The sequence below is a fragment of the Acidovorax sp. genome (assembly GCF_047607405.1).
In the GTDB taxonomy this organism is placed as follows: Bacteria; Pseudomonadota; Gammaproteobacteria; order Burkholderiales; family Burkholderiaceae_C; genus Acidovorax.
This window is the reverse complement of the sequence record NZ_JASGDA010000083.1, coordinates 12,113-26,774: the sequence shown is the minus strand read 5'-3', so window position 1 is coordinate 26,774 and position 14,662 is coordinate 12,113. Positions and strand designations below refer to the sequence as shown.

Here is a 14,662-nt window from a genome sequence, read left to right as displayed (position 1 = left end):
AATCCCCCCATGTCTGATAACACTCCCACCCTTGCCAAATCCGACCAGAACTTCGTCTGGCTCGACTGTGAAATGACCGGCCTGGAGCCCGACACCGACCGCCTGCTGGAGATCGCCGTGGTCGTCACCAGCCCCGACCTGGCGGTGCGCGTGGAAGGCCCGGTGTTCGTGATCCACCAGTCCGACGCCCTGCTCAACGGCATGGACGCCTGGAACAAGGGTACGCACGGGCGCAGCGGCCTCATCGACAAGGTGAAGGCATCGACGGTGACCGAGGCCGAGGCCGAGCAGGCCCTCATCGACTTCTTGAAGCAATACGTACCCAAGGGCGTCGCGCCCATGTGCGGCAACAGCATCGGGCAGGACAGGCGCTTTCTTGTGCGCTACATGCCCAAGCTGGAGGCGTTCTTCCACTACCGCAATGTCGATGTGAGCACGCTGAAGGAACTGGCCAAGCGCTGGAAGCCCGAGGCGTACACCAGCTTCAAGAAGGCGCAAAAGCACACGGCGCTGGCGGACGTACACGAATCCATCGACGAACTGGCGCACTACCGCACGCACCTGCTGAACGTGTAATTTGCGGGAAAACCCGTAGCGTGCCATAATTGCGGGCTTGCGTGGAAACACCGCCGCGCAATTTGTGCATCTCCCCTCACACACCGGGCTGCCAGCCCCCCAAGCTGGCGAACAACGCCCACCCGCACCGGCCTTACTCAGCGCCCCCGCAGGTTTCGTTTGATGGTTGATGTTTTTTAACCATGAACGGAAGCCCATCGCAGGCAGCGCCCGCGATCGTCTCCGCGAGAGAAAAAAATTCATGACCGACACCGCACTGGTGCAGGGCGACTTCGCGCCTGCCGAAACTTCTTTTGTCCCCGCCGTGGACGCTTCCGTTGCCGAAGCCGCCACGCCCGAGCCGAATGGCTTCATCGAACTGGGCCTGGCAGCCCCCCTGGTGCAGGCCGTGGCCGACCTGGGCTATACCCAGCCCACCGCCGTGCAGCGCAAGGCCATTCCGCTCGCCATGGTTAGCGGTAGCGATGCTGGCAAGTTCATCGACCTCATGGTCTCCAGCCAGACCGGCAGCGGCAAGACCGCCGCCTTCCTGCTGCCCGTGCTGCACACGCTGATCCAGCAGCAGGCAGCGGCAGAAGCCGAAGAACGCGCCGCCTTCGAGCGCGCCGCCGCAGAAGCCGCTGCACGCGGCGAGGCAGCGCCCAAGCGCCCCAAGCGCAAGGACCCCACCAACGCGCGCAACTTCAAGGCCGCAGTGCCCGGCGCGCTGATCCTGTGCCCCACGCGCGAACTGGCGCAGCAGGTGGCGCACGATGCCATCGACCTCGTCAAGCACTGCCGTGGCCTGCGCATCGCCAACGTGGTGGGCGGCATGCCCTACCAGTTGCAGATCGCCAAGCTGCAAAACGCCAACCTGGTGGTTGCCACGCCGGGCCGCCTGCTGGACCTGCAGCGTTCCATGCAGATCAAGCTCGACAAGGTGCAGTTCCTGGTGGTGGACGAGGCCGACCGCATGCTCGACCTGGGCTTCTCCGACGACCTGGCCGAGATCAACCAGCTCACCGCCCAGCGCAAGCAGACCATGATGTTCAGCGCCACCTTCGCGCCGCGCATCCAGCAACTCGCCATGCGCGTGATGCACGACGGCGGCGCATCGGTGCAGAAGGTGACGATCGACTCGCCGCAAGAAAAGCACGCCAACATCAAGCAGATCCTGCACTGGGCCGACAACGCCCAGCACAAGCGCAAGCTGCTCGACCACTGGCTGCGCGACACCGGCATCAACCAGGCCATCGTCTTCGCCAGCACCCAGGTGGAATGCGACGGCCTCGCCAACGACCTGCAGCAGGACGGCTTCAGCGCCGTCGCCCTGCACGGCGCGCTGAGCCAGGGCCTGCGCAACCGCCGCCTGATGGCGCTGCGCAACGGCCAGGTGCAGATCCTCGTCGCCACCGACGTGGCCGCGCGCGGCATCGACGTGCCCACCATCACCCACGTGTTCAACTTCGGCCTGCCCATGAAGGCCGAGGACTACACGCACCGCATCGGTCGCACGGGCCGCGCCGGGCGCGACGGCCTGGCCGTCACGTTTGCCGAGTTCCGCGACCGCCGCAAGATCTTCGACATCGAGGGCTACAGCCGCCAGCAGTTCAAGGCCGAGGTCATCCCCGGCATGGAACCCGTGCAGCGCCCGCCGCAGGCGCCCCGTGGCGGCTTTGCAGGCCGTGGCGACCGCGAAGGCCCCTCGCGCGACCGCCGCCCTGGCACGGGGCGTGGCGGCTTCGGCGGCGGCTTCGCGGGCCGTGACAGCCGTGGCGCTGCGCCCCGCCGTGACGGCGACGGCTATGGCCGCAAGCCCGGCTTTGGCGACGCGCCCCGCTTTGGCGACGCGCCGCGCGGCGACTTCGCCCCGCGCAAGCCGGGCTTTGCCAAGCCCGCAGGCGGCGGCAAGCACTTCACGCCCCACGACGCCCGCAAGCGCACTGTGCGATGATATAAGCCTTTTAGGCCGCTAGCGCTTGCTGGACAAGCGCTGGCAGCTATCATTTCAGAAGCGATGGGGGAATCTGCCGTGTCATTGTCACCGTCTTCTTCTCTGCCCACGGGCGCTGAGTTCGAGCACATGTTCGACCTGGCGCCCGTTTCGCTTTGGCTCGAAGACTTCAGCGCGCTCAAGCAGTTGTTCGACCGCTGGCGTGCCGACGGCGTGACGGACATCCGCGCCCACCTGGCGCAAGACCCCGACCGGCTGCGCCAGTGCAGCGCGGCGCTCAAGGTGCTCAAGGTCAACCGCCGCACGCTCGACCTGTTCGCCGCTGAAAGCCAGCAGGCGCTGGAGAGCAACCTGGACAAGGTGTTCCGCGACGACATGCACAGCACGTCGGCCCATGAGCTGTGGCAGCTCTGGTCGGGCCAGCTGGAGTTCTCCAACCAGACGGTCAACTACGCGCTGGACGGGCGCCGCCTGGACGTGCAGATCCGCGCGCGCATCCTGCCCGGGCACGAGGGCGACTGGAGCCGCGTGCTGCTGTCGCTGGAAGACATCACGGCCCAGGTGCGCGCCGCCCGCCAGTTGCAGCGCAGCGAGCAATACGCCCGGGGCCTGTTCGAGCACTCGCCCGTGTCCCTGTGGGTCGAGGACTTCAGCGCCGTCAAGAGCCTGCTGGACGGCCTGCGCGCCCAGGGCATCGAGGACTTCAAGACCTTCCTGGCCGTACACCCGGAGTTCGTCACGCGCTGCATGCAGGAGATCCGCGTCATCGACGTGAACCAGCAGACGCTGCGCATGTTCGGCGCGGACAGCAAGGCAACGCTGCTGAACAACATCGGTCGCGTGTTCCGGGGCGAGATGCACGAGTCCTTCGCCGAGCAACTGATCGACCTGTGGGACGGCAAGACCGTCCAGCAGCGCGAGGTGGTCAACTATTCGCTGACGGGCGACACGGTACACATCCACATGCAGTTCGCGGTGCTGGCAGACCACCTGGCCGACTGGGGACTGGTGCTGCTGTCGCTGGTGGACATCACGGCGCGCAAGAAGGCCGAGGCCTACCTCGAATACCTGGGCAAGCACGACGTGCTGACCCAGCTGCGCAACCGCGCCTTCTACGTCGAGGAACTCAACCGCATCAAGCGCAAGGGGCCGTGGCCGCTGTCGGTCATCGTGATCGACATGAACGGCCTCAAGGCCGTGAACGACGAGCATGGCCACGCGGCGGGCGACTCGATGCTGCGGCGCCTGGGCGAAGTGCTGGCGAAGGCCGTGGACGCGCCCGCCTGTGCCGCCCGCATCGGCGGCGACGAGTTCGCCGTGCTGCTTCCCGGCATGGACGAGCGCAGCGCGCTGGCGCTGCAGGAGCGCATCCTGTCCATGCTGGACCTGAACAACCAGTTCTACCCGGGCCAGCCGATCACCTTGGCGATGGGCGTTGGCTCATGCAGCTCGGGCGACATGGTGGATGCGACCATCCACCGCGCCGACCAGCTCATGTACGCCGAGAAGGTGCGCTACTACCAGGACAGGGGTCTGAACCGGCGGCAGCACCCGGACTGAGGGCGCGACCGCAGCTCAGCGCCCGATCTCGGGCCAGCGGTGGTGCAGGTACACCCAGGCCACCATGCCCACGGCCGTCATCAGCAGCGACGCCAGCGCCAGCAGCACGGTGGAATGCATGACCAGCGGCGCGATGACCCCCGCCACCAGCCCGTTGGCCGTGGAGCCCACGAAAGCCTGCATGGACGAGGCCATGCCGCGCCGCTCGGGGTGCAGGTCCAGCACCAGCAGCGTGACCACGGGCACCATCAGCGCCCAGCCGAAGGCGAACACAGCCAGCGGCAGCAGCGCCCAGGCCGCGTGCGCCGTGAACAGCAGGTTGGCCGCGAGGTTGAGCACCACCATGGCGGACATGATGACGAAGCCGTGGCGTATCTGCCGCTTGGGCGGAATGCGGCCCGCCAGGCGGCCACTGAGCCACGCGCCGCCCATGATGCCGGCGATGGTGAGCACGAAGAGCCAGAAGAACTGCGTGGGCGCCAGCCCCAGGTGCTCGCCCAGGAACGTGGGCGCCGACAGCACGTACAAAAACATGCCGTTGAACGGAACGCCGCTAGCCAGCGCCAGCAGCACGAAGCGCGGGCTGGAGCCCAACTGCCAGTAGCCGCGCATCAGGTGCGGCACGTTGAAGGGCTGGCGCAGGTCGGCGTGCAGCGTCTCGGGCAGCAGCTTGAAATTGGCCACCCACAGCACCACGCCGACCGCCGTCAGAACCCAGAAGATGCTGTGCCAGCCCGCGTACTCGTACAGCCAGCCGCCCACGATGGGCGCGATGGCCGGGGCGACGCCGAAGTAGATCGTCACCTGGCTCATCACCTGCTGCGCGCGGGCAGGCGGAAACATGTCGCGGATGACCGCCCGCGACACCACGATGCCCGCGCCGGTCGAAAACCCCTGCAGCGCCCGGAACAGGATGAACTGGCCGATGCTCTGCGACAGCGCGCAGCCCGCCGAGGCCAGCGCAAACATCGCAATGCCCCACAGCACCACGGGCCGCCGCCCGAAGCTGTCGGCCAGCGCGCCGTGAAACAGGTTCATGAACGCAAAGCCGAACAGATAGGCCGACAGCGTCTGCTGCATCTGCAGCGGCGTCGCATCCAGCGCCTGGGCGATGCCGGTGAAGGCCGGAATGTAGGTGTCGATGGAGAACGGCCCCAGCATGCCCAGCACGGCAAGCAAAACGGCCAGCGCCCATTGGGGAGCGCGCCAGAGCGTGTGGGCGTTGGGGTTCATGTCGTCAGGCAGGAAAGAGAAAAAGCCCCGGTATCTGCGGGATACCGGGGCTTATCGGGTGTTTGGTGGGTCCTGAGTGACTCGAACACTCGACCTACGGATTAAGAGTCCGCTGCTCTACCAACTGAGCTAAGAACCCAAACTAGTCTGCGTTGCCGCAGAGCCTCGCATTATGCACCAGTTTTTTGCCGCTTGGCAACTGGCGCCCCAAATTATTGCATGGCGTTGCGACGGGCGAGTTCGACGAACAGGCCGCTGTGGTCCAGCTCGCCCAGGCCATGCGCCACGCCGCTGGCGTACAGGCTCTCGAACAGCGCTGTGATGGGCGCGTCGAAGCCGATTTCGCCCGCCGTGGCGAGGGCGTTGCGCATGTCCTTGAGCTGCACCGCCATGCGGCCCCGGGGCGCGAAGTCGCGCTCCACCATGCGCTGACCGTGCAGTTGCAGGATGCGGCTGTCGGCAAAGCCGCCGCCAATGGCCTCGCGCACCTTCGCCATGTCCGCGCCGCCCTTGGCGGCCAGCAGCAGGGCCTCGGCCACCGCGCCGATGGTGATGCCCACGATCATCTGGTTGGCGAGCTTGGCCAACTGCCCCGCGCCGTGCGGCCCCACGTGCGTGGCGCGCCCGAGGGCGGCGAATACGGGCTGCGCGCGGGCAAAGTCCTCGGCCTGCCCGCCCGCCATGATGGCCAGCGTGCCGTTTTCCGCGCCCACGGTGCCGCCGGAGACGGGCGCGTCCAGGTGGGCGATGCCCAGCGCGCCCAGCCGCGCCGCGTGGTCGCGCGCCTCGCGGGGCTGGATGGACGCCATGTCGATGAACAGCGCGCCCGGCTGCATGGCCTGTGCGGCGCCCGCGTCGAACAGCACCTGGCCGACCACTGGGCCGTTCTCCAGCAGGCTCACGGCCACGTCGGCGTGGCGCACGGCGTCGGCGGGCGTGTCGTGGATGGCGATGCCGAATTCCGCCAGGGCCTTGGCCTTGGCGCGGGTGCGGTTCCAGGCATGCACCTCGTGGCCTGCTTCGCGCAGGCGGCGGGCCATGGGGCGGCCCATCATGCCGATGCCCAGGACGGCGATGCGAAGCGGCGGGGTGGCGGTGGTCATGGCGTCGTTCATGGAATCCATCTGTGTTTCTTTCCTGGGCCATCCTGTCGCAGAGCTTGCGGCGCGACCCGATTGGCAAGATGATGCCGCAGCCCGAGAAGGAAGGAGACGTTTCCATGAGCCTGCCCCTGCACGACCCCGCCTGGCTGGAGCGCATGTACAACAACCGCGCCCTGGTGCCCGACCACATGGACTACCTGCAGCGCTGGGCCGCCGATTCGGCCCAGGTGCGCGCCAACATGGCCTGCTCCATCGACCTGGCCTATGGCGACGGGCCGGGCGAGGTGCTGGACATCTTCCCGCCCGTGCGGCCGCGCGAAGACCGCGTGCCGGTGCTGGTGTTCATCCACGGCGGCTACTGGCGCTCGCTCGACAAGTCCGACCACTCGTTCATCGCGCCGCCCTTCACGCTGGCGGGCTTTTGCGTGGTGGTGGTCAACTACGCGCTGTGCCCGGGCACGCCCGATGCGCCTGTCACCGTCCCGCACATCGTGCGGCAGATGGAGCACGCGCTGGCCTGGGTGTGGCGGCACATTGGCGACCATGGCGGCGACCGGCGGCGCATCACCGTGGCCGGGCATTCGGCGGGCGGGCAACTGGCGGCCATGCTGCTGACCAGCGTGTGGCCGCTGATCGGCGCGGAACTGCCCGACGGGCTGGTGCGCAACGCGCTGTCCATCTCGGGCCTGCACGACCTGGAGCCGGTGATGTACACGCCGCTCTACCAGGAGACGCTGCGCCTGACCGATCAGCAGGTGCTGCAGGCCAGCCCGGCGCGGCTGCCTGCACCGGAGCGCGGCATGCTGTACTGCGCCGTGGGCAGTGATGAAAGCCCCGAGTTCATCCGCCAGAACCAGTTGATGCAGGACGCCTGGGGCAGCGCCCGCGTGCCGCGCAGCCAGGTGCTGCCGGGGCTGCACCATTTCAGCATCGTCGATGCCTTTGCCAAGCAGGGGCACGAGCTGCACCACATGGCCCTGAACCTGCTCAGGGCCCTGTGAGGCTTACATGAGCAAGTGCTCGCCTGCGTTGTCTCCGCCCAGGATCACGTAGTTCACCTTGCGGATGTCCATGAGCTTCTTGCCGCCCGCGTAGCTGATGGAGCTTTGCACGTCCTGCTCCATCTCGATCAGCGTGTTGGCCAGCTGGCCCTTGATGGGCTCCAGGATGCGCTTGCCTTCCACGTGCTTGTACTCGCCCTTGTTGAAGTCGCTGGCCGAGCCGTAGTACTCCTTGAAGCGGGCGCCGTCCACCTCGACGGTCTGGCCGGGCGATTCCTCATGCCCCGCGAACAGCGAGCCGATCATGACCATGCTCGCGCCAAAGCGGATGCTCTTGGCGATGTCGCCATGGCTGCGGATGCCGCCGTCGGCAATGATGGGCTTGGTGGCGACGCGTGCGCACCATTTCAGCGCCGACAACTGCCAGCCGCCCGTGCCAAAGCCCGTCTTGAGCTTGGTGATGCACACCTTGCCCGGCCCCACGCCCACCTTGGTCGCGTCCGCGCCCCAGTTCTCCAGGTCGATCACCGCCTCGGGCGTGGCGACGTTGCCCGCGATGACGAAGGCGCTGGGCAGCTTGTCCTTCAGGTAGCCGATCATGTTCTTCACGCTGTCGGCATGGCCGTGGGCGATGTCGATGGTGATGTATTCGGGCGCGATGCCCTCTGCCACCAGTTGGTCCACCGTGTCGTAGTCGGGCTGCTTCACGCCCAGCGAGATGGAGGCGTAGCAGCCCTGCGCGTGCATGTCCCGGGTGAACTGCACGTTGTCCAGGTCGAAGCGGTGCATCACGTAGAAGTAGCCGTTCTTCGCCATCCAGGCGCAGATTTTTTCGTCCACCACCGTCTTCATGTTGGCGGGCACCACCGGCAGGCGGAAGCTGCGCGCGCCCAGGGTCACGCTGGCGTCGCATTCAGAGCGGCTTTCCACGCGGCACTTGCGCGGCAGCAGCAGGATGTTGTCGTAGTCGAAGATTTCCATGAGATTCCAAGCTCCATGCGGAAGGGGTAGGGATGAGCGCTTGGCCTGGCCGCCGGTTCTTGCGTATGCCGCTGTTCGGGCACAAAAAAACCGGGCCAAGAAAACTTGGGCCCGGTGATTGATTCTACCGGCACCGCCGGGGCGGCTTTCTACAATCGCGCGATGCCGTCACCCGACCTCCTTGAAGCCGCTGCTTCCCCCCTGCTGCAAAACCTGAACCCCGAACAACTGGCCGCCGTCACCCTGCCCGCAGGCCACGCGCTCATCCTGGCGGGTGCGGGCTCGGGCAAGACCCGCGTGCTCACCACGCGCATCGCCTGGCTGCTGCAAAACGGCTATGCCACGCCCGGCGGCATCCTGGCCGTCACCTTTACCAACAAGGCCGCCAAGGAGATGGTGGCGCGCCTCACGGCCATGCTGCCCGTGAACGTGCGCGGCATGTGGATCGGCACCTTCCACGGCCTGTGCAACCGCCTGCTGCGCGCGCACCACAAGGCGGCGGGGCTGCCGCAGGCGTTCCAGATTCTGGACACGCAAGACCAGCTCTCCGCCATCAAGCGCCTGTGCAAGCAGCACAACGTGGACGAGGAGCGCTTTCCCCCCAAGCAGCTTGCCTACTTCATCGCCCACTGCAAGGAAGAGGGCATGCGCCCCGGCGACGTACCCACGCACGACAGCGACAGTCGTCGCAAGGTCGAGATCTACCAGCTGTACGAAGACCAATGCCAGCGCGAGGGCGTGGTGGACTTCGGCGAACTCATGCTGCGCTCTTACGAGCTGCTGCAGGGCAACGACCCCATCCGCGCGCACTACCAGCGCCGCTTCGCCCACATCCTGGTGGACGAGTTCCAGGACACCAACAGGCTGCAATACCTGTGGCTGAAAACATTGGCGGGCAACGAGGTCGATGGCCGGTATGAAGCGCGCGGCAGCGTCATCGCCGTGGGCGACGACGACCAGAGCATCTACGCCTTTCGCGGCGCGCGCGTGGGCAACATGCAGGACTTCGTGCGCGAATTCGGCGTCACGCAGCAGATCAAGCTGGAGCAGAACTACCGCAGCTACAGCAACATCCTGGACAGCGCCAACGCCCTCATCAGCCACAACAGCCGCCGCCTGGGCAAGAACCTGCGCACGAGCCAAGGCCCCGGCGAGCCCGTGCGCGTCTATGAGGCCAGCTCCGACATCGCCGAAGCGCAGTGGATGGTGGACGAGATCAAGCAACTGGTGAAGAACGACGGCTACGAGCGCCGCGAGATCGCCGTGCTCTACCGCAGCAACGCCCAAAGCCGCGTCATCGAATCGCAGCTCTTCAATGCGTCAGTGCCCTACCGCGTCTATGGCGGCCTGCGCTTCTTCGAGCGCGCCGAAATCAAGCACGCGCTGGCCTACCTGCGCCTGTTGGAGAACCCGCACGACGACACCAGCTTTCTGCGCGTGGTCAACTTCCCGCCGCGCGGCATCGGCGCGCGCAGCATCGAGGTGCTGCAGGACGCGGCGCGGGGCGCTGGCTGCTCGCTGCACGACGCCGTCAGCACCGTGCCTGGCAAGGCGGGCGCCAACCTGAGCGCCTTCGTCGCCATGATCGACGTGCTGCGCGAACAGACCGAGGGGCTAAACCTGCGCGGCATCATCGAGCAGATGCTGCAATCGTCCGGCCTGGTCGATCACTACCGCACCGAAAAAGAAGGTGCCGACCGCATCGAAAACCTGGAAGAACTCGTCAACGCGGCCGAGAGCTTCGTCACGCAAGAAGGCTTCGGCAAGGACGCCGTGGCGCTGCCGCTGGACGAGCACGGCGCGGCTGTGCTGACGCAAAGCCCCGTGAGCCAGGGCCTCGACCCGCATGCGCCCGCCACCGCGCCCGGCATCGTGGACGCCGACACCGGCGAAACCCTGTCGCCGCTGGCCGCCTTCCTCACCCACGCCGCGCTGGAGGCAGGCGACAACCAGGCCCAGGCCGGGCAGGACGCCGTGCAGCTGATGACCGTCCACGCCAGCAAGGGCCTGGAGTTCGACTGCGTGTTCATCGGCGGCATGGAAGAGGGCCTGTTCCCGCACGAGAACGCCGCCAGCGACCAGGGCGGCCTGGAAGAAGAGCGCCGCCTGATGTACGTCGCCATCACCCGCGCCCGCAAGCGCCTGTACCTGAGCCATTCGCAGACCCGCTTGCTGCACGGCCAGACGCGCTACAACATCAAGAGCCGCTTCTTCGACGAACTGCCCGAGGCGGCGCTCAAATGGATCACGCCCAAGCAGCCTGGTTTTGGCTCTTTTGCTCCTGGTTTCGGAGCTGGTAGCGCTTACGGGGCGGGCGCTAGAGGCTCATTTGGCTATAACAAACCCGAAACCTTCGCCAGCCCGCCCGTGCCCGTGCAGAAGGCCGAACCTGCGCACGGCCTGCGCGTGGGCCTCGCGGTCTTCCACACCAAGTTCGGCGAGGGCAAGGTGCTGGCGATCGAAGGCACGGGCGACGACGCGCGTGCGCAGGTCAACTTTCCGCGCCACGGCACCAAGTGGCTGGCGCTGTCGGTGGCCAAGCTGACGGTGGTGGAGTAGGGCCAGCAGCACGCGGCGGCGTGCAAGTCTTGCCGCTATTGCTATCAGGAAGATAGCTGCTTGCGCTTGCTGGATAAGCGCTAGAGGCCAATTGGGCCTTAAATCAACCCGCGCGGCGCGGCACCCAATGGTTGTCCAGCCGCGCCCCGCCCAGCCCCTTGCCGTGCGGGTGCGCGAGCGGCGCGCGGGCCTGGGCGTCCTGCAGGCTGGCTTGCAGCCCGCCCGCCCACAGTGCGCCGTTTTGCACGGCCAGGGCGCAGACCTCGGGCAGGTGTACCAGGCCCCGCCATTCGCCGTGCGGCGCATAGGTGGCGATGCCGTTCGCGCGCGGGCAGCTCACGGCCCAGCCTGCGGGCGTGGCGGCGATGCTGCCGCCGTAGCCCTGGATGCCCTGGGCGATCTGCCCCGGCGTTGGCATGGCCCGCAGCGCGCTGCCGTCGAACAGGGCCAGCACGGGCGCGGCGTGCTTGGCTGCCGGGTCGTCGTGCTCGGCCTGCAGGGCGATGCCGAGCGTGGTGCCGTCGGGGCTCCAGGCCAGGTGGCGCAGGCTCAGGCGCTTGTCTGGCAGGCGCCACTGGCCGCGCAGCGCGCCGGTGCGCGCGTCGAGGCAGACGAGGGATGAGTCCATGCTGTCCAGATTGCGCTTCACGCGCCCCGTCTCGGGCGCGGTGGGCACGCCGCCGTTGGCGACGATGAGCGACGCTGTGCCGTCCCACACCAGCTCGTGTGCGTCGATGCCGTGCGTGGGCCATTCGGCAGTCTTCTCCAGCGTGCGGGCGTCGCGCACAGCGATGCAGCTTGCGCCGGTCTCGATGTCGGTCTCGGTGGTGTACAGGCGCTGGCCGTCGGCGCTGGCGAGCACGTGGCCGTTGAAGCTGCGCTCGCCGTCCTGCCACAGCCATTGCGGCGCGCGGCCAGGGCGCCAGCGCAGCAGCCAGTCGCCGGGGCGGCGTGCGGTGGCGAGCACGGAGCCGTCGGGCAGCACGGCCAGGCCGTGGGCGCGCGTGGGCACGTCGAGCGACGCGCGCACCTGCACGGGCTGGCCCGCGCCATCACGCGCCGACAGCAGGCCGATGTGGAAGCCGCCCGCCTGTTCCCACGCGGCGGCCAGCTCGATGCCGCCGCCCGCCCGGGCATTGGCCGCGCCCGGCGCCAGCACGCAGGCGCCCAGGGCCATGAGGGCCTGGCGGCGGTCAATCACCGTCGGCATCCGAAAAGCCTATGCTGACCTGCAGCGCGGGCGCTACTTCCGATTCGGCCAGGAACTTCAGGGCCGCCAGGTCGCGCGCGGTTTGCTGGATGGCGGCCTTGTCCCGGGTGCCTGCTTTTTGCACGCGGGCCATGGATGCGTCCACCTTGTCGGCGGCCTGACGCAGCTTGTCGGCCAGCGGGTTCAGGCCCTTGCCGCGCAGGTAGGTCTCCAGCGGCACCAGGGCTTCGCCGGGCGCGGGCGTGGCGGCGCCTGCGGGCAGTACCGTCACGCTGCGCAGTCCGGCCCAGGTGGCGGCCCAGGCGGCCAGGGTGCTGCCGCTGGCGGTGCGGGGGTAGTCGGGCGGGTGTGTTCCTTGGGCTGCGCGCAGGGGCTTTTCCATCTGCGCCCAGCGCAGGCGCTCGATGCCGCCCACCCATTGGTTCACGAACTCGCCCATGGCCTGGGTGGACTGCTCCTGCTCGTCCTCGGCGCCCCAGTCGGTGGCGGCGGCGTCGGCAAAGGCTTTTTGCAGCGCGGCGGATTCGCGGGCCACGTCCTGGGCGACCTCGTGGGCGTAGGCGCAGGCGGGGGGGGCGGGCTGCACGGGGCGCGTCCACAGCAGCCATTCCAGCGCGGGCAGGCCCTTGGCGGGGGTGCCGATGCGCTCGAAGGCTTTCGCGCCCTGGGGCTGGGCGGCGATGGCTTTCTCGATGAGGGCGGGGCGGGTGGGCGTGAAGTCGATGGCGCGCTGGCTGCGGCGGGCGATGACGGGGCCGACCGATACCGCCGCCAGTTGCTCCCAGGCGCGGGCCGTGGCTTGCCACGCGGCGCGGGCCGCATCCAGCGCAGGCTTGCCGTCCTTGGCCTGGCACAGCGCGGCGACGGCGGGGGCGAGGGCGGCGGCAGCGCGGTCGAAGTCCTGCGCGCGGGGCAGCGCCCAGTGGCCGTAGATGCCCTGCAGCGCGTGTACGGTGTCGTAGTAGGGCACGGCGTTGCGCTGCCAGTCTTGTGCAGAGGCGGCGCTGGCAAGGGTCAGCAGCGCGGCGGCTGCAAGGGTTGCGGGGTTCTTCATAGCGACTCCACGAATTTGACCAGCGCGTCCCGGTCGGCCTTCTTCATTTTCAGCACCTGGTTCCTGGCGTCCTCGGCCTCGCCGCCGTGCCACAGGATGGCTTCGAGCACGCCGCGCGCGCGGCCGTCGTGCAGCAGGCGGGTGTGGCCGTTCACGTCCTTGATCAGGCCCGTGCCCCACAGCGGCGGCGTCTTCCACTGGCGGCCATTGGCGCCGAAGTCGGGGCGGCCATCGGCCAGGCGCTCGCCCATGTCGTGCAGCAGCAGGTCGGTGTAGGGGTGGATGCGCTGGCCGCTCAGGGCCGGGCTGGTCAGCTCGGGGAAGGGGCCTTGCTGCGTGACGTAGCTGGGGCGGTGGCAGGTGGCGCATTGCGCGGCGCTGAACAGCGCCTGGCCGCGCAGCACCTGCGGGTCTTTGACGTTGCGGCGGGCGGGCGGGGCCAGCGTGGCCTGGTAGAAGACCACGTCGTTGAAGGTCTTGTCGTCGATCTCCAGGCCCTCGGCGCCGTTCTTGCCGCCGCTTTTGCCACTCGGCGCGGCCAGGCAGTCCTTCTGCGCGGGCGTGCAGGTCTCGTGCGGGAAGTGCCGCGAGGTGATGCCGATGTCGCCCTGGAACGCGCCGCCCGTCTGGTGCGCGATGGTGGCGACGTTGGCCTTCCAGCCGAAGCGGCCCAGCATCATGCGGCCCGAGGGTGCGTCCCACACGCGGTTGGGCACGCCCTTGATGGGGCCGGGCGCGGCGGCCTGGGCGGCGGCGTTTTCCAGGATGTCGGCCTCGGCGATGGCTTCGAGCAGGCCCACGCCGATGACCTGCGGCGCGATGCGCGGGCTGAACATCACGTCGGGGTGCAGGGGGCCGTAGCCCAGGTCGGCAAAGCCATAGACGGGCTTTTGCAGCGCGTAGGGTGTGCCGTCGGCAAATCGGCCCTTGACGGTGTCGTAGCGCAGCGTGACGCGGCCCTCGGGCTTGACGCCTTGAACCGCCGCGTTGTTGAACTGGTCGCCGTACACGGGCTCGTGCTTTGGGCCGCCGTGTGCGTCGGTGCCGGGGATGGACAGGCGCATCAGCAGCGCCACCGTCGGGTCTTTCGTTTCGCCCAGGCGGTTGAAGATGGCAGGCGGCTCGCCGCGCCCGTCCTGCACGTGGCAGCCGCCGCACGAGCGCGCGATGAAGTGCGGCCCCAGGCCGTCGCGGGCCTGGGTGGACGCGGGCGCTTCCACCCAGTTGCGGCGGAAGAACGAGTTGCCGATGGTAAAGCGCGTGCGTTCCGCGTCCGTCAGGTTGGCGGCGGGGAACGAGAAGGCGTTGCGGCCGGTGGCGAACACGGTCGTCTCGCCCCCTACCTTCTCGCCCAGCGGGTCGGGCTGGGGGGCTGCCGCCAGGGTGCCCAGGGCGAGCAGGCCGATGCTGGCTGCCGCAGCCCGCAGGCTGCGTGTGGCTGGCATGGCGGCC

The 14,662-nt window shown here is 68.3% G+C and carries 11 protein-coding genes and 1 tRNA gene; 5 read left to right on the top strand and 7 right to left on the bottom strand.

All coding sequences use genetic code 11. The annotated features are described in order from the left end of the window. The first annotated feature begins 9 nt into the window (after nt 1-9). From orn to QM569_RS09605, 3 genes are all read left to right on the top strand, one after another. A complete protein-coding gene (gene orn, locus QM569_RS09615; RefSeq protein WP_414987008.1) occupies nt 10-576 on the top strand; it encodes an oligoribonuclease in 567 nt (188 codons plus the stop codon). Nucleotides 577-817: 241 nt separating this feature from the next. Further along, nucleotides 818-2,509, top strand: coding sequence for a DEAD/DEAH box helicase (locus QM569_RS09610; RefSeq protein ID WP_414987007.1), 1,692 nt, complete (start codon nt 818-820; stop codon nt 2,507-2,509). 63 nt (nt 2,510-2,572) lie between these two features. Further along, on the top strand, nt 2,573-4,069 hold the full coding sequence (locus QM569_RS09605; RefSeq protein WP_414987006.1) for a diguanylate cyclase domain-containing protein: 1,497 nt from the start codon (nt 2,573-2,575) through the stop codon (nt 4,067-4,069). Between the two features lie 15 nt (nt 4,070-4,084). Here the strand turns inward: QM569_RS09605 and QM569_RS09600 are convergent, their stop codons facing one another. The 3 genes from QM569_RS09600 to QM569_RS09590 form a co-directional block, all read right to left on the bottom strand. Next, the gene (locus QM569_RS09600; RefSeq protein ID WP_414987005.1) at nt 4,085-5,302 is read right to left on the bottom strand and encodes a multidrug effflux MFS transporter; all 1,218 of its coding nucleotides are present in this window, start codon (nt 5,300-5,302) and stop codon (nt 4,085-4,087) included. 63 nt (nt 5,303-5,365) lie between these two features. Next, nucleotides 5,366-5,441: transfer RNA gene (locus tag QM569_RS09595), tRNA-Lys, on the bottom strand. 73 nt (nt 5,442-5,514) lie between these two features. Continuing rightward, nucleotides 5,515-6,417, bottom strand: a complete 903-nt coding sequence (locus tag QM569_RS09590) for an NAD(P)-dependent oxidoreductase (RefSeq protein ID WP_414987026.1) — start codon at nt 6,415-6,417, stop codon at nt 5,515-5,517. Nucleotides 6,418-6,521: 104 nt separating this feature from the next. On the opposite strand from QM569_RS09590, the gene QM569_RS09585 reads away from it, so the two are divergent. Beyond that, on the top strand, nt 6,522-7,406 hold the full coding sequence (locus QM569_RS09585; RefSeq protein ID WP_414987025.1) for an alpha/beta hydrolase: 885 nt from the start codon (nt 6,522-6,524) through the stop codon (nt 7,404-7,406). 3 nt (nt 7,407-7,409) lie between these two features. Here QM569_RS09585 and QM569_RS09580 read toward each other — a convergent pair whose 3' ends face one another. Beyond that, complete coding sequence (locus tag QM569_RS09580; protein WP_414987004.1) at nt 7,410-8,387, bottom strand: GMP reductase; 978 nt, start codon at nt 8,385-8,387, stop codon at nt 7,410-7,412. A gap of 162 nt (nt 8,388-8,549) precedes the next feature. Between QM569_RS09580 and QM569_RS09575 the strand changes: the two genes are divergently transcribed. Next, nucleotides 8,550-10,946 carry a UvrD-helicase domain-containing protein gene (locus QM569_RS09575; RefSeq protein WP_414987003.1) on the top strand — a complete coding sequence of 799 codons (2,397 nt, stop codon included), beginning with the start codon at nt 8,550-8,552 and terminating at the stop codon, nt 10,944-10,946. A gap of 103 nt (nt 10,947-11,049) precedes the next feature. On the opposite strand, the gene QM569_RS09570 is transcribed toward QM569_RS09575, so the two are convergent. From QM569_RS09570 to QM569_RS09560, 3 genes are read right to left on the bottom strand one after another with little or no spacing between them, the layout of a single operon-like run. Next, nucleotides 11,050-12,156 (bottom strand): DUF1513 domain-containing protein, encoded by a 1,107-nt coding sequence (locus QM569_RS09570; RefSeq protein ID WP_414987002.1) that lies wholly within the window; start codon nt 12,154-12,156, stop codon nt 11,050-11,052. Continuing rightward, entirely contained in the window at nt 12,140-13,210 is a 1,071-nt protein-coding gene (locus QM569_RS09565) for an imelysin family protein (protein WP_414987001.1), read from the bottom strand. Before QM569_RS09565 ends, QM569_RS09570 begins: the two co-directional genes overlap by 17 nt. Continuing rightward, complete coding sequence (locus QM569_RS09560; protein WP_414987000.1) at nt 13,207-14,655, bottom strand: di-heme oxidoredictase family protein; 1,449 nt, start codon at nt 14,653-14,655, stop codon at nt 13,207-13,209. Before QM569_RS09560 ends, QM569_RS09565 begins: the two co-directional genes overlap by 4 nt. Nucleotides 14,656-14,662: the final 7 nt, after the last annotated feature.

Coding starts and splice junctions, on each gene's coding strand:
- QM569_RS09580 (WP_414987004.1), bottom strand. CDS start 8,387: ATGGAAATCTTCGACTACGACAACATCCTGCTGCTGCCGCGCAAGTGC.
- QM569_RS09585 (WP_414987025.1), top strand. CDS start 6,522: ATGAGCCTGCCCCTGCACGACCCCGCCTGGCTGGAGCGCATGTACAAC.
- QM569_RS09610 (WP_414987007.1), top strand. CDS start 818: ATGACCGACACCGCACTGGTGCAGGGCGACTTCGCGCCTGCCGAAACT.
- orn (WP_414987008.1), top strand. CDS start 10: ATGTCTGATAACACTCCCACCCTTGCCAAATCCGACCAGAACTTCGTC.
- QM569_RS09600 (WP_414987005.1), bottom strand. CDS start 5,302: ATGAACCCCAACGCCCACACGCTCTGGCGCGCTCCCCAATGGGCGCTG.
- QM569_RS09570 (WP_414987002.1), bottom strand. CDS start 12,156: ATGCCGACGGTGATTGACCGCCGCCAGGCCCTCATGGCCCTGGGCGCC.
- QM569_RS09560 (WP_414987000.1), bottom strand. CDS start 14,655: ATGCCAGCCACACGCAGCCTGCGGGCTGCGGCAGCCAGCATCGGCCTG.
- QM569_RS09565 (WP_414987001.1), bottom strand. CDS start 13,210: ATGAAGAACCCCGCAACCCTTGCAGCCGCCGCGCTGCTGACCCTTGCC.
- QM569_RS09575 (WP_414987003.1), top strand. CDS start 8,550: ATGCCGTCACCCGACCTCCTTGAAGCCGCTGCTTCCCCCCTGCTGCAA.
- QM569_RS09590 (WP_414987026.1), bottom strand. CDS start 6,417: ATGAACGACGCCATGACCACCGCCACCCCGCCGCTTCGCATCGCCGTC.
- QM569_RS09605 (WP_414987006.1), top strand. CDS start 2,573: ATGGGGGAATCTGCCGTGTCATTGTCACCGTCTTCTTCTCTGCCCACG.